12 protein-coding genes, 1 tRNA gene and 1 riboswitch are annotated in these 14600 nt (G+C 53.7%); of the genes, 2 read left to right on the plus strand and 11 right to left on the minus strand.

The window, feature by feature from the left end; all coding sequences use genetic code 11:
* Nucleotides 1-4: 4 nt before the first annotated feature.
* The 4 genes from cobI to ACTNCH_RS01115 form a co-directional block, all read right to left on the minus strand.
* Nucleotides 5-706, minus strand: coding sequence for a precorrin-2 C(20)-methyltransferase (gene cobI / locus ACTNCH_RS01100; RefSeq protein WP_441015549.1), 702 nt, complete (start codon nucleotides 704-706; stop codon nucleotides 5-7).
* Nucleotides 707-1468 (minus strand): tRNA threonylcarbamoyladenosine dehydratase, encoded by a 762-nt coding sequence (locus ACTNCH_RS01105; protein WP_441015547.1) that lies wholly within the window; start codon nucleotides 1466-1468, stop codon nucleotides 707-709.
* A gap of 127 nt (nucleotides 1469-1595) precedes the next feature.
* Nucleotides 1596-1724, minus strand: a riboswitch (cobalamin riboswitch).
* A 61-nt stretch (nucleotides 1725-1785) separates the two neighbouring features.
* The gene (locus tag ACTNCH_RS01110; protein ID WP_441015545.1) at nucleotides 1786-2670 is read right to left on the minus strand and encodes a 4Fe-4S binding protein; all 885 of its coding nucleotides are present in this window, start codon (nucleotides 2668-2670) and stop codon (nucleotides 1786-1788) included.
* A 77-nt stretch (nucleotides 2671-2747) separates the two neighbouring features.
* A complete protein-coding gene (locus tag ACTNCH_RS01115; protein ID WP_441038287.1) occupies nucleotides 2748-3392 on the minus strand; it encodes a hypothetical protein in 645 nt (214 codons plus the stop codon).
* A gap of 484 nt (nucleotides 3393-3876) precedes the next feature.
* Between ACTNCH_RS01115 and ACTNCH_RS01120 the strand changes: the two genes are divergently transcribed.
* Nucleotides 3877-3947 (plus strand) — tRNA-Trp (locus ACTNCH_RS01120).
* A gap of 168 nt (nucleotides 3948-4115) precedes the next feature.
* Nucleotides 4116-5162 (plus strand): Fic family protein, encoded by a 1047-nt coding sequence (locus tag ACTNCH_RS01125; protein ID WP_441015541.1) that lies wholly within the window; start codon nucleotides 4116-4118, stop codon nucleotides 5160-5162.
* 65 nt (nucleotides 5163-5227) lie between these two features.
* Here ACTNCH_RS01125 and ACTNCH_RS01130 read toward each other — a convergent pair whose 3' ends face one another.
* From ACTNCH_RS01130 to accD, 7 genes are all read right to left on the minus strand, one after another.
* The gene (locus ACTNCH_RS01130; protein WP_441015540.1) at nucleotides 5228-5842 is read right to left on the minus strand and encodes a DUF4230 domain-containing protein; all 615 of its coding nucleotides are present in this window, start codon (nucleotides 5840-5842) and stop codon (nucleotides 5228-5230) included.
* A gap of 24 nt (nucleotides 5843-5866) precedes the next feature.
* Entirely contained in the window at nucleotides 5867-9223 is a 3357-nt protein-coding gene (locus tag ACTNCH_RS01135; protein WP_441015538.1) for an ATP-binding protein, read from the minus strand.
* Nucleotides 9198-9827, minus strand: coding sequence for a DUF4194 domain-containing protein (locus ACTNCH_RS01140; protein WP_441015536.1), 630 nt, complete (start codon nucleotides 9825-9827; stop codon nucleotides 9198-9200). Before ACTNCH_RS01140 ends, ACTNCH_RS01135 begins: the two co-directional genes overlap by 26 nt.
* An 11-nt stretch (nucleotides 9828-9838) precedes the next feature.
* Nucleotides 9839-11200 carry a Wadjet anti-phage system protein JetA family protein gene (locus tag ACTNCH_RS01145; RefSeq protein ID WP_441015534.1) on the minus strand — a complete coding sequence of 454 codons (1362 nt, stop codon included), beginning with the start codon at nucleotides 11198-11200 and terminating at the stop codon, nucleotides 9839-9841.
* A 14-nt stretch (nucleotides 11201-11214) separates the two neighbouring features.
* On the minus strand, nucleotides 11215-11739 hold the full coding sequence (locus tag ACTNCH_RS01150; protein WP_441015532.1) for a TetR/AcrR family transcriptional regulator: 525 nt from the start codon (nucleotides 11737-11739) through the stop codon (nucleotides 11215-11217).
* Nucleotides 11740-11830: 91 nt separating this feature from the next.
* Nucleotides 11831-12886, minus strand: a complete 1056-nt coding sequence (locus tag ACTNCH_RS01155) for an NAD(P)H-dependent flavin oxidoreductase (protein ID WP_441015530.1) — start codon at nucleotides 12884-12886, stop codon at nucleotides 11831-11833.
* Between the two features lies 1 nt (nucleotide 12887).
* Nucleotides 12888-14600, minus strand: coding sequence for an acetyl-CoA carboxylase, carboxyltransferase subunit beta (gene accD / locus ACTNCH_RS01160; RefSeq protein WP_441015528.1), 1713 nt, complete (start codon nucleotides 14598-14600; stop codon nucleotides 12888-12890).

Genomic DNA, 14600 nt, shown 5'->3' on the forward strand with positions numbered 1-14600 from the left:
AGCTCTACCTCTTCTCTCTCTTGATAATTACGGTTGTAAAGTAACTGTAGCTTCTCTCCGGATCCATCGGTCCGATATATTCGTCTTTCATGCCTACGCAGCTGATCACGGTAGCGCACGCTCTGCTGCGTCCATGCTTTTCCATCAGCTCCAGAAGCTTCGGAATACTGCCTCCGGCCTTCATAACCACCACGTTGTCGTAATGGGCGATGGCGTCCTCCACCTCCTGTCCGGAACGAACAGAGGGCACGATGACCAGGGATTCATTTCCCTCCATCAGGGGCAGCTTTGCCGCAGCTGCTCCGCTGCAGAAGGAGGGGATACCCGGAATGATCTCCGTTTCAAAGCCATGCTCCGCCACATACTGATTGACATATATATAGGTGCTGTATACAGACACATCGCCCAGGGTGATCATAGCGATATTCTTTCCCTTGGAAAGCTCTGCCGTCATCTGCTCGCCTACGGCTGCCCGGCATTTCTTCCGCTCCTCTGTGTCCTTCGCCATCCGGAATACCACTTCCAGGAGCTCTTTCTTCTCCAGATCCACCACCGGACGGATAATCTCCAGCGCGGTGCTCAGTTCGCCGGACTCCTTTACGGGAACGGCGATCACATCTGCCCCGTCCAGAATCCGCTTCGCCTTCAGTGTCAGAAGCTCCGGATCGCCCGGGCCCACACCGATACCATATAATTTTCCACTCATTTATCTTTCCTCCTGCTCCTGGGCGGCACGGGCGCGGTTCATGGCGTCCTCCGTCAGGTCTTTTATGATTTCGCTTGCGATTAAAAGTCCGGCTACGGACGGTACATACGCAGTAGAGCCGGGAACCGATCGCCGCTGCGGGCATTCCCCGCTTACTTCCCCGTTCTCAATGGGGCACACCGACTTCTCTCTGGAATAAAGCACCTTCAACTTCGGAATCCCCCGTTTCTTCAGCTCCCGCCGCATCACTCTCGCCAGCGGGCACACGCTGGTCTGGTAAATATCCGCCACCTCAAACAGGAAAGGGTTCAGCTTGTTGCCTGCGCCCATACTGCTGATAAGGGGTACACCAGCCTTTTCACATTCCTCCACCAGAGAAATCTTCGCAGTGACCGTGTCAATGGCGTCCACCACATAGGTATAGCTGGCAAAATCAAACTGTTCCTTATTCTCCGGAAGGAAGAAGCACCGGTGCGTCTCCACCTGAGCATCCGGATTGATATCCAGAATCCGCTCCTTCATCACGTCGGTTTTGTACTGTCCTACGGTTTTCCGGGTAGCGATAATCTGACGGTTCAGGTTCGTCAGACATACCTTATCGTCGTCAATCAGATCGAAAGCCCCTACGCCGCTCCGGACCAGGGCCTCCACCACATAACCGCCCACGCCGCCGATACCAAAGACGGCTATCCGGGCTTCCTTAAGAAGCTCCATGGCTTCCTTTCCCAGTAATAATTCAGTTCTTGAAAACTGGTTTAACATCTTTTTCTCCTCATGCATCTGTAAATTAAAAAAGAGATCTGTATCGACAGATCTCTCCTTATCATCGGCAGGGGATTTTCTCTTATCCCGCCGCCAAATATATCCGGAACCACTTTCCACGGAAGCCTGTCCATTGCCGCAAAGATCAGGTAGCCTGGCTTTGCAGACAAGCTGCTTACAGTGACCGGATCGCTCAGGCCTTTCACCTGATTCCCCTGTTTTATGCTCAAGGCATACTCTCTGCGTTTTTCGTCTTAGTCAGTTTAGCATACAGACAGACTTTCGTCAATAAAATATACCCCCCTGGGTTTCCCATTTCAACCCAGCAGTGCTTTTTCTACCTTCTCAAAGCCGACACGCTCGATGGTTTCCGCGAAGCGCTCTCCCGGTTGTCCCTGATCCCGGAAGAACAGAATCGCCCGTTCGATCACGTCCAGAGCCTCGTCCTTGGAGGTAAAGATCTTACTAAGAGCCCGACCATGGGAAATCTTCTTTCCCCAGCGGCCTCCGATATAGATCTTGAATCCATAGGTGCTTTCCTTCATGGCGTCAAAGTGACATTTGCCGCGGCAGCGTCCGCAATGGATACAAAGCTCCGGATCGATCTGGAGCTTCTTGTCCACAACCTTGGCAGCGCCCATAGGACAGACTGCCTCCACGGCACACTTTTTACAGCCCTTGCAGGCTTCCTTATCAAAATTCGGAATGCTCTGGCCGATGATTCCCACATCGTTCAGGTTGGGCTTCACGCAGTTATTGGGGCAGCCGCCTACCGCGATTTTGAATTTATGGGGCAGTTTTACATCGTGATAGCCCTTATAGAAGCGCTCATGGATTTCCTCCGAAATGGCAAAGGAATCCAGCAGGCCATACTGGCAGGTGCTTCCCTTACAGGATACGATAGGGCGCACCTTCGGACCGGTTCCGCCGGTCTCCAGGCCTTCCTTTGCGATATACTCCTGAAACGCCCCGATCTTTTCGTAGGGGATTCCCTGTACCTCCACGGTCAGACGGGTGGTAAAGGTCAGGTTGCCATTTCCGAACTGCTCTGCCGCCTCTGCCAGGCATCGCTGCTGGGCCGCCGTTATTTTTCCGTTTACGGTGAGGACACGGGCAGAAAAGCTGTCTGTACCTCTGTTATTTAAAAATCCAAGTCCCTTCAGACGCTTTTCCTCGTCTGCGTCAATGGTTAATGCTGCCATATTTTTCTCCTCCATATTTCGTAATTTTTCTCAGTTGTAATTATTATAACACATGCGCGGCAGATTGGAAATACGATTTATCTAAGCTTCAGCAATTCTTCTGCCGTCTTATCCGGGTATTTCACAACCAAATCATACAGTGGATGGATGACCCCTATGTCTTCTTCCAATTCATCCGCGATCTGGGCCAGCGATTTCCCCTTTGCACACTTCTTTTGAATCATAGAAAGCATATTTTCCACACGGCCTAATTCCCGACCTTCTGCACGGCCTTCCACCAAGCCTAACTCCCGGCCCTCTGCACGGCCCTCTGCACGGCCTTCTGCTCTCTGATATTCCCGTTCTTCCTGTTCGTCATACTCTGTCAGTATCATCCTGCACACCTCCGTTCCATGTTTTGTCAGGATATCTTCCAGTATTCCCCTGTCAATGCACCGCTTGATGCTAATCTCCGTTGCCTCTTCCAGGGACCAGCCTTCATCCATCTTCCAGCGAATCTGCGCGATGAACTCCGCATAGTCTGATAATCTACGGCATTTTCGCATCATGTCATTATTCCGGCCCGCATTGATATTCAATACGGTCGCTTTACACTCCAGACAAGGTTCTCCTTCTTCCCGATCCGGTTTTAAAAAACAGTCAGAAAGCTTCATTTCCACTCGATCCGGCATATTTGCTGTTCCGTTATAAAAAACCACATACTTGGGGAATGGAACCATCACTGGCTTTTTCTCGTCTGTAAGCTTAATGTTTTGCCTTTTCAAGTACCGCTGATATAACTCCGAGAAGTAGAAAAATCCCCGCAGCGGCATGTTTTCATTCCAAGTACTCTGATGCTCGTACAGATTCATCGTAACTCCAAACATGAAGGACAAATCATTTTTGCATACTTCGCCCTTGGGCGTACTTTGGGTGTGTTGATTTCGAACTGAAATCCAGACCTTTATCTTTCGTGAACAGCCGCGGAAGACACCGCGCTGCATATCGTGTAAAATGAATCCTGTTTCATAAGAAAACAGTGCCGACCGGATATGCGCCTTTTTCACACGACATACCTTTTATCGGCACTGCTATTTTACCAATTTATAGTAATTTTGACAATATCTTCCTTTATTTTTCTCAAATTTTTCAAATTTCACTTATTTTTAAAATAATGCTTGACATTCCACCCCTTTTCATGATATAAATATTAAGCACGTTTGATACAGGGGATTGGTCAAATGGCATGACAGGGGTCTCCAAAACCCTTAGTGGGAGTTCGATTCTCTCATCCCCTGCTAAGAAGCCTGAAAGCGGAATGCTTTCGGGCTTTTCTTTTTTGATTATGTCAATTCTTGTATAAATCCCTTAATATAGGCATAATAGTAAGGGATTTATGGCACAGTTTATTGACTATTCCCTTATTTTGCATTATCATTTAAGGGAAACCGAAAGGAGGTACGGGAATGAGAACCTTCAATTACTCCGCAATCAAGGAACAGAAATGGGACTCGGATGTTCTTGGCCTGATTGCAGCCATATACAAGGAAGCCGGAAAGCAGGAACTGTATTTGAAGCAGCGCCCGGAAGACCTCGAAAAGCTTGTGGAGATCGCTAAGATACAGAGCACCGAGGCATCGAATGCCATCGAGGGCATCGTCACCACGAGTACCCGAATCCGGCAGCTTGTCGAGGAAAAAACCACGCCGCGGAACCGGGATGAGCAGGAAATTGCTGGATACCGCGATGTGCTAAGTATTATTCATGAGAGCTTTGATGCGATTCCAATCACGCAGAACTACATTCTACAGCTTCACAAAATCCTGTACAACCACATGAATAACCCGCTTACGGGCCGCACAAAAAGCGTGCAGAATTATATCACAGCCACCTATCCGGACGGTCATGTGGAAACGCTGTTCACGCCGCTCGCCTCTTACGAAACGCAGGAAGCGCTGGACAGAATTTGTGAGGAATACAACCGTGTGATTGGAAATATGGAATTGGAACCGTTACTTGCGATTCCGGTTTTCATCCACGATTTTCTGTGCATCCACCCCTTCAATGACGGCAACGGAAGAATGAGCAGATTGCTCACGACGCTGCTTCTGTACCGAAACGGTTTTTATGTCGGAAAGTACATCTCCCTTGAAGCTAAAATCGCCAAAAACAAGGATCTGTACTACGATGCGCTTGCGCAGGCGCAAACCGACTGGCATGAAGGCACCGAGGATGTAGTGCCTTTCATCAAGTACCTGCTGGGAATGATCCTTGCGGCGTATAAGGACTTTGCGGATCGTGTGGCGCTTGTAGAAACCAAGTTGCCCGCACTGGAAATGGTGCGCAGAGCAAGCAAGAATAGAATCGGACGGTTCAATAAGCAGGACATCCGCGAACTTTGCCCAACGCTCAGTGACAGCTCCATTGAGGGAGCCTTGCGTAAACTGGTCGCAGCCGGAGAGTTGAAAAAAGAAGGAAGAGGGAAGAATACCTGTTATTTTAGACTGAATTAGATATCCTTCCATCGAAAAAGGATGACATTTCCGAATACATTCACAAATGCCATCCTTATTTTTCCCTACTGTTCGAATTTCACCACCAGCTGGCGCTCACCGATGATGCCGTCGAACAGGCCGGTGAGAAGCGTCTGGGTCTGGACGCGGGCTTCTGCCTTCAGGCTGTTATAATCCACCTTCTCTTCCACGTCCTTTTTCGCCGCGTTGATACTCTCCACCACGTCATCTTTCTTGGACCAGTTCAGAAGGGCGGCCTTTTCATCGTAAAACTGGATGGAATCGGAATCCACCGTTACCTCCTGAATCTCCACGGCCGGAAGGGTCAGCTCTACCTGGCTGTCCGTCACCTTGATTTTCGCCTGGGACAGGTCTACGCCGGCCCGGACCTCGGACCGGTAGGTCATGGTGTAGGACTTCTGGGTCAGGAAAGGAATCTTCCCGTCGGAATAATAGACCAGTCCGTTGTAGGTCAGCTTTGCTGTGGTCAGCTCGCTGACGGTTTCCAGCTTGTTGCTGATAAAAGAATTGGTAAGCTTGGGCTCATTTTTGTCCGTCACCTTCGCCGTCACGAAGATCACGGCCGCCGCAATGGCCAGAATCTCGATAAAGTGCAGAATGGTCTTAAATCCTACCCGCTTTCCGGGCCGCTCTGCGCGTTCCTTCTTTTCTCTTCTCATACCTTCCCCTTTCCGGTTTTCCTCTTACTCCTCTGTTACCAGTTCCCCAAAATCCTTCTTTTCAAACTCCTGAATCGAAATATTTTTCTTGTTGGGGTTTGCGTACACAAAGGTCTTGTCCACGTTTTCAATGTAGTTCTGAATCTTATCGTTGGTGGCGCTGATGATGGCCTGGAAGCCCAGACTCCGGATCAGATCGATACAGCTTGCCACCTTCTCCGCGTCCATCTTGGAAAAGGCCTCGTCCAGCACCACCAGACGGATGGTGGGACGTCTGGACGCCCGGGCGGACAGATTGATCCGGTAAGCCTGTGCGAAGCTTGCCAGAAGCGCGATGTACAGCGGGTTCTGACCCTCGCCTCCGGAATTCTTCTTGATCATTTTGCTGAGGCCGATGACCAGACGCTGCTCGTCGCCCTCCACGATCTGCTCCATCTCAAAGGAGAGATAGGTCCGGTAATCCGCATATTTTTCCATATTTTTCCTTGCTTCTTCCAATTCCGCGGCCGTAGCGTTTTCCGGCGGAATGAAGAGATCCAGAAGCTCGCGGATCATGTGGCCGTATTTATGTTCGTGGCTCATGGAAAACAGGTTCATCTGATGTTCCACGGAGGGCGACAGGGCAGACGGATCGATATTCAGATCCTCGTCCATGAACATATCGTAGAATTCCCCGTCCCGGCCTTTGCTGCGGCCAATGCGGAACTGATAACGGTCCTTGCCGAAATCCAGGTTCCGGATAATCCGGTTCAGCTCGTCCCGGCGTACATAGGCCTCCCGGATGGCGCTTCGGATCTTGTAGATAAAGTCCTCTTTGAAATGCTCCACCGCAGATTTGGCCTGGGCGCCCGCCTTTTTCCGGTATTCCTCCAGCTCTCCGCACTGAAGCTCCGAGAGCAGCTTCCGGTAATCCTCGTTATTCTCCGCTGACGCGGAGAAATCCCGCTGGGGGTGGTTCCTAAGATACAGCGTCCGGACCTCCACCAGACGGTCTTTTCGTTCCTCACAGGCGGCTTCCGCCTGCTCCATGGCTTCCGCCGTCTCCTCCAGAAGCTTTGCGTAGCGTGGGTTTCGGTATTCCTCGATATAAGCCCCAAAGGCTTCCTCGTCCCGGTCTGAGCCGCGAAGCGTACTCTGGGCGTTCAGAAGCTCCTCGTTTTTCCCGGTCAGTCCGGCGCTTCCGTTCTCCAGGGCGCGCTCCTTTTCCCAAATCTGTCGTTTTATCCGGTCAAGCTCCTCCCGGACCGCATTCTGCTTTCCGGTGATCTCCGTCCGGCCTGCTTTTAATTCCTCCACGATACCGGAATTCAGCTCTTCCATCCGATCCTTAAGCTCTCCAAGCTCTTGTTCCTTCTGCTGCTTTTCCTTCACATCCTCCAGAAGGCTCTGATATTCCTCTGTGGTATCCGGCAAATACTCCAGGGAGAGAATCTCCTGGGCCAACGCCTCCGCCTTCTGATACCGGGCCAGCTTCTCCTGAAGACGCTCAAGCTGGGCCAAAAGCTCCTTCTGCCGCTGCTGCTTACTCTTCTCGCCAATGTAGGCGTACTTGGTGTAATTGTCCGGGTTCAGACGGCGCAGCTGATAGTTCTGGTACAGACGGCAGTCCGCGGTCACGCCTGTCCGGCAGGATCTGAGTTCTTCCGTATTCTCACATTTCTGCACATTTCCCAGAAGGAAATCCACATAAGCCTTGACGTAAGTCTCCCCGGCCTTTACCTCCTCTGCCAGCGCGCCCGGCTTCACCTGCCGTTCCTCTTTCGTAAGGCGCTCCGTATCCACCACGGATACCCGCCAGTATTTCTTCGGATCCAGGCCCTCGTATACCTCCATGGCAGCCTTCACGTACTTCGGCTCCACCATCAGGGCCAGTTTGTTCCATGCCAGGAAGCCCTCCACGGCGTTGCGCCATTTCTCATCGCGAATCTCCAGAAGATCCGCCAGAATCCGCACCTGCACCCGCTTTCCCAGCTTCTCGTAAAGCTGCTGCTCGATCTCCGACCGGGCAAGGGTCAGCTCCCTGGGGTAAGAGGTTTTTCCAGAGCGCAGCTCCCCAAGCTCCCCTTCGAGCAGCCTGGCCTCTTTTTTCAGGCCCCGCAGCTCCGAAGCCGCCTCGCGCTGTTCGCTGTCCGCTTCCCCGTGGACTCCGGCCAGTGATTTCTTAAGCCGGGCGATTTCCTCCGCTGTAATCCTTCCGTCCCGGAATTTATCCATATCATTCAGGGCCTGATTGGACACGCTCTCCACGTCCTCCCAGGCTGCCAGTCGGGCGGACAGCGCCTTCCATTTTTCCTCGCTCCGTCCCAGGCGGGCAGACGCGTCCTCCAGGCTGTGAAGCTTCTCCTCTAAAAGCGCGTAGCCCGTATCGGTCAGCTGCATATTGATCTCGTGGTACTGCTGCTCCAGATCCGCCAACTGATGCTCACTTTCCTGTTCCTTTTCCCTAAGAAGCTCCAGATCTGCCTGCCACAGTCCCAGCTGCTCCTGGGTCTTCCGGATCTCCTCCTGAAGCTGCAGCACCCGGAGCTTCTCCTGCCGGTAATGAAGTCCCGCCAGCTGCTCCTGTCCCTCCTCGAAGGCCCGGTACTGCTCCTCGATCCGGTTCAGCTCCGCGATCTCGCCCATGGCGGCCTCGATTTTCCGGCACATGCGTCCATAGAGCCTTACGCTCTCCTGCATATCCTCGATGTGGATATCCTGCTCCATACAGATGTATTCTTTTACAAAATCTTCCAGTCGTATGTTCATGCGGAAAGGAATCGCGCGCTTAAAAAGCCGCGGAAACTTCTCCATATCCAGGCCGCCCAGATAGACGTCGTAGAGATTCCGCCGGAAATGCTCATTGTTGGAGGTATAAAAGTACTCCTCCCGCTCCATGTTTTTCTGCAGATATTCCCGCACCTCACTGATGGTCATGGTGCGCTCCTTGGTCCGGTAGTCCCCCGGAAGCATACCGCCCCTGTGCCAGAAAAACAGACGGCCGATCTCGTTGGTAGCCGTATCCACATCAAAAACTACGCCGATACATTCCTTCTCCTTCGTGGCGCTCTGCTCCATCTCCAGCACAATCGTGGAAGAAAAATTTTTATTTCTCCGATAGGAAATCTGGTTATTTTCGCCGATATTGATCATGCCCCGCAGGTACTCGATCAGGCTCCGGTCGGAATCGTCCGCCGCCGCCTTGTTGAAGAAGCCCCGGCCGTCCGTATTGGCGTACAGTACGATCTGCATGGCGTCAATGACCGTAGACTTTCCGCTTCCGGAATGTCCCGTAAAAAAGTTGATGCTTTCATTCAGGCTTAACACCTTCCGGTCGATGTAATGCCAGTTATTGAGCCCAATCTTGGTAAATATTTTATAAGCCTGTGTCTGCTGTTCCATCTTCCGACTCCTCTTTTGTCTCCTCAAATGTCCTTACCAGCTCCGCCGCGTCCTCTCTTAGGAGCACCAGGTTGACGCTGGGGTAAATCAGGATTCTGCAGGACTCGCCCATTTCCTCCAGGCCGTCCAGCAGATCCGCCAGCTGATATTTCCGCAGGGCGGCAAACGCCCGCTTCTGCTCCGTCAGGGAGGGCAGCCCCCGCATTAGGCGGAATTCGCCCAGCTTTCCGTTCAGCTCTCCCACGGTAGTGAAGGCCTGTGTGCTGTTTGACACCGCCGCCATCTTTTCATCATAGATGAGCTTTAAAAGCAAAAGATACAGGGTCGTAAGCTTCGTCAGCCGATCGCCCGCCTTCTCCGCGCCCCGGATATAGATAATCCCCAGCTCCTCGTTCTGCCGGACCGTGACGCCGGCTACGGCAAAATAATCCGTCAGAAAATCCAGATGGTCCGCACAGAATTCATACTCCCGATCCGATACCATCCGTCCGCTCTTTTTATCGTATTTCCGCTCCAAGAGAAAGGTCTGGGTCAGCAGCCGCCGGACGACCTCCTGCATGGTTTCCTGTTCCTGGGTATTCCATTCCCCGTATTGTTCTAGCATATCTTTACTTCCTAATCTTCCTTTTCCTGTTCTGCTTTTTCCTGATTTCTCGGGAAAAACGCCATCTTCGGGTATCGGTATCCATTTTCTTCCAGCTGTTCCTCCTGGACCATCACCCGGTAGGGACTGTTGCGCCGCACCGCCAGGTCATAGGCCAGAATCAGCTTTTCAAAATCCTCTTCGCTATGAAGCTTCAGGCGGCTGGTCTCCAGCACTCCGTCCTCCATCCGGGCATCGATGAAATCCTCGATTTCTTTTCTGGTAAACCGGTGGCGGATCTGGTTCAGCTTCAGGATCTCCTCCCGGGACATCTCCGCCGGCTTCTCTTCCTCGGTCAGATCGTCCTCGAACCGCCTTCTTCTCCGCTGCCGGTACAGAGGCTGCTCATGCAGCACGGAAAATCCGGTAAGCTGCATCCGCTCCGCCACTTCCGCCAGCTTTTTCTCCTGCTCCTCCTGCCCCTGTTCGGCTCCCAGCCGGTTCAGAAGCTGTACCAGCAGGCCGTGGCGCTCGGTCTCGTCGCTTAAGAGATAATTCAGGCGGCTGACGGTGGCCCGGATATACTTGCTGTGCTCCCGGTCCATATTGGCGATCCGGTGCTCGATGTCGTCGAAGCCCCGCTCGATCTGATCCACCAGATCCAGCATCTCCGCTTCCTTTTCGCCGGTCAGCTCCGGCTCCTCCCGGAGCCTTTGCAGACACCGTTTGATATCCATTTTATAGATATAGAAATTATCGCTGGTCTTCAGAATATGGTATTTCTGCTGGACCGCCGTCTCCACAAAGCCGTCCAGGTGCTCCTTTAACAGATTCTTATAGTTCTTCTGCTCCAGCAGGCGTCCGAAAAACTTATCCATATTGTGAAGCATATCCTGCAGGGCCTTATTCAGCTTTTTCGTATTGACCAGTGCCGTCCGCAGCATGGACAGGTTCTTGCGCCTGTCGTTTTTAAAGGAAAAGAGGGTCGCGTACACATTCTGGATATAAACCCCCGTCTCTTCAATCTGCTCATGGACCAGACGGTCGAAGGCGTCTATGAGAACCGCCGCGTAATCGGGAATCACGATATGGACCGTCATGGTGGTGTAATCCTCCACCCGGCGCAGCCATTTGTGGCGCAGAAGCCAGTTCAGGATCCGTCCCGGCAGGGCGCTGCGCTCTTCCTCCTCCGTCTCGTCCTCCTCCCGCTCAAAATGGGAGACCGACTCCCGGCACATATCTGTCAGAATCTGGAAGCACGCCTCTTTGCTCAGAAAATAATTGTTGTATTGGTATTCGTCATTGATGGCCAGCAGAGCCTCGATGTATACGTCCCGGTTCCCCGACCGGAACAAACTCCAGAACTCTGGGGGGATCTCATATAAAAACTGCACGTGGTTTCTCCTTTTCAGAGCTGGGAGGTGATCTGGTCCGCGATCATTTCCACAGGCTCCCTCTTTCCGTTTTTCTCCCACTGAATAAAGACGTTCAGCAGGGCCCCTCCGTAGAAATAGAGCTCATAGGGGGGAATTTTGTAATGGGGCATAATCCGCTTGATCAGGTAGTCGTTCATGGCGTCCTGCACGATATAGTGAAGTCGGGCGTCCACCAGCTTCAGGATAAACGTCCCATAGCGGTCGAAGTACCGGAGGGCGTGGATAATGCTGCTCCTGTCATGGAAGCGTCCCACCTTTTCCTCCCGGCATTCCCGGATATAATCCGCTACAATCTCGTGGAAGAAGTCCGTCAGTGCTTCCTCCTTGGTGTCGTAATAATGGTAAAAGGTGACCCGGGATACTCCGGCCCGCTTTACGATATCCGACACCTTGATTTTATCGTATTCCTTTTTGTCCATCAGGGCAAAAACCGCCTCACCGATACACATGCGGGTGAAACGGGTGCGTTTATTGTGATTCTGGGAAAATAAATTCAAAATGAGCTCTCCTGTATTTCTTCCACTAAAAAAATCTGTATATGCAGTTATTTCTGCACATACAGATTTTATTATAGCACAAATCCGGCGTTTAGGAAAGCAGGGAATCCACCACTTCCTGTACGGTTTCCAGCCGCTCTGCCTTCCAGGCGTCTGCGCCGCAAAAGAGAAGGCCGTTCTCCGTATCGCCCTTGACCGCGTTTATAAGAGCCTCAGTGATACAGTAGGGAATTTCCGCAGGCTTACAGCCCCGGATACAGCCCCGGCACCGCCTGGGAGGTATCTTCTCCCCGCCCATCACCCGGTCTGCAAAGGTGTTCCGAAGGGCCCGGCCCGGCATCCCTACCGGACTTTTGATCAGCATGACGTCCTCCCTGCGTGCGTTCAGATAAGCCTGCTTGTAGCGGTCGTCCGCGTCGCACTCCTCTGTAGTCACGAAACGGCTGGCCACCTGAATGGCGTCCGCGCCCAGGGCAAAGGCCTGATCCGCCTTCGTCCGGTCGCTGATCCCGCCGCCTAAGACCACTGGAATCTTTCTGGCAAAGCGTTCCTCGTATTTCCGCAGCTTCCCCAGAATCTTCTTTACTTCCCCGCGGTAGGCTTCCCCGTCGAAGCTCGCCAGCTGCTCCCGGGTAAAGCCCAGATGGCCTCCGGCCTTTGGCCCCTCAATTACGAGGAAATCCGGTACCCGGCTCCATTTCCGGGCCCAGTACTTGAGGATCACAGCTGCCGACTTCTCCGTGGAGACGATGACGCCCAGCTTCACCGGACTTCCGGCTGCGTATTCCGGCAGATCCACCGGCAGGCCCGCGCCGGATACGATAAAATCCGCGCCGCACTTCACCGCCTTCTTCACATAGTCCGCGTAACGCTGCATGGCCACCATGATATTGAAGCCAACCACGCCGCCTCCGGCAATTGTTCTGGCCTTCTTAAGCTCCTTCTCCATGGCCCGCAGATTGGCCTCCAGGGTGTTCGTATCAAAATCCGGCTCCCGAAAACCGATCTGGGCCGCCGAGATCGCCCCGGCTCCTCCTGCGGCCGCTACGGATCCCGCCAAGCCGCCCAGACTGACGCCTATGCCCATTCCTCCCTGGAAAATGGGTCTTCGAAGGGTCAGATCGCCGATTTGTAATGTTCTCTCCATCTTACTCTCTTTTCAATTCCTTTTCTTGATGATCCAGGGTTCCCATATTCCGGAACCGATCGTATCGGTGGGCCGCCAGCTCCGGGCCGGTCAGCTTCCCGTAATGCTCCAGAAACTCTGCCAGCTTCTTCTCCAGAGGCCCGGTCACCCGGTAGAGGTTCTCCTCCGTGAAATGCTCCGGCTCTCGGAACACCTGCTCCACGACGCCCCCCGCCTTCAGATCCGCGGCCGTCAGCCGCATACAGTCCGCCGCGTGTCTGGCTCTCTTGCTGTCCTTCCAGAGGATGCTTGCGAAGCCCTCCGGGGACAGGATGGAATATACAGAATTTTCCAGCATCCAGACTTCATTTCCCACCGCCAGGGCCAGCGCGCCGCCGCTGCCGCCCTCGCCGATGATCACCGTCAGCACCGGGACCTGCAGACCAGACATCTCATAGATATTCCGGGCAATGGCCTCGCCCTGACCCCGCTCCTCTGCCTCGATACCGCAGGCTGCGCCCGGGGTATCCACAAAGCAGATGACCGGACGGCTGAATTTCTCCGCCTGGCGCATAAGCCTTAAGGCCTTCCGGTAGCCGTCCGGGGAGCACATGCCGAAATTGCAGTCCTTTTCCTGGGAAATGACCGTCACCGGACGCCCCCGGAAGCTTCCGATTCCGCCGAGAACCACCCCGTCATCCGCAAACAGCCGGTCTCCGTGAAGCTCATAGAAATGCTCAAACATAGCTTCGATATAGGCGTGTCCCCGGGGCCGCTTTTTATCCCTGGATAAGAGCACCCGCTCCCAGGCTGTCCGCTCTGCACCCGGCTTGTCCTTCATCGCACGGCCTGCTCCGGACGCCGTGCTTTCTTTCTCTGCGCCATGCTCAGGCCTTTCATGAAGCTTAAGCAGGTCGCTTAAGGTCTTTTTCAACTCCCCGCGCTCCACAATCCGGTCTACGAAGCCATGCTCAAGCAGGAATTCCGCCCGCTGAAAGCCCTTGGGAAGCTTCTGCCCTGTGGTCTGCTCGATAACCCGGGGGCCTGCAAAGCCCACGAGGGCTCCCGGCTCCGCCAGAATGATATCGCCCTCCATGGCAAAGCTGGCCGTCACCCCGCCGGTGGTGGGGTCGGTGAGCACGGTGATATAGAGAAGCCCCGCGTCCGAATGACGCTTCAGGGCCGCGCTGGTCTTCGCCATCTGCATCAGGGACAGAATGCCCTCCTGCATCCGCGCTCCGCCGGAGCAGGTAAACAGAATGAGCGGCAGGCCAAGATCCGTCGCCCGCTCTGCGGCCCGGGTGATTTTCTCTCCCACGGCCTCGCCCATGCTTGCCATGAGAAATCGGCCGTCCATAACGCCTAAGACCGCTTCCCGGCCGCCAATCCGGCACTTTCCGGTGACAACTGCCTCCCGAAGCCGGGTTTTCAAGCGGGCAGCCGCCAGCTTTTCCCCATAGCCCTCGTACTCCAGCGGATTGCCGCCCACCAGATCCGGATCCCATTCCTCGAAGCTCTCCGGGTCGGCCACACGGTCGATCCGCTCCCAGGCCGGTACCCGGAAATAGCCCCTGCATCTGGGACATATATAATAGCCCTCTCTTACGTCCTCCGCCACGATAGCGCCGCCGCACATGTTACACCGGGCCAGCAGGCCCTCCGGTACCTCCGGACGCCGGACGCTGCCGCTGAAGATTCGTTTTTTCGTCTTTTTAAATACATGATCCAGATTCAT

Source organism: Candidatus Merdisoma sp. HCP28S3_D10 (assembly GCF_052065835.1).
In the GTDB taxonomy this organism is placed as follows: Bacteria; Bacillota; Clostridia; order Lachnospirales; family Lachnospiraceae; genus Laedolimicola.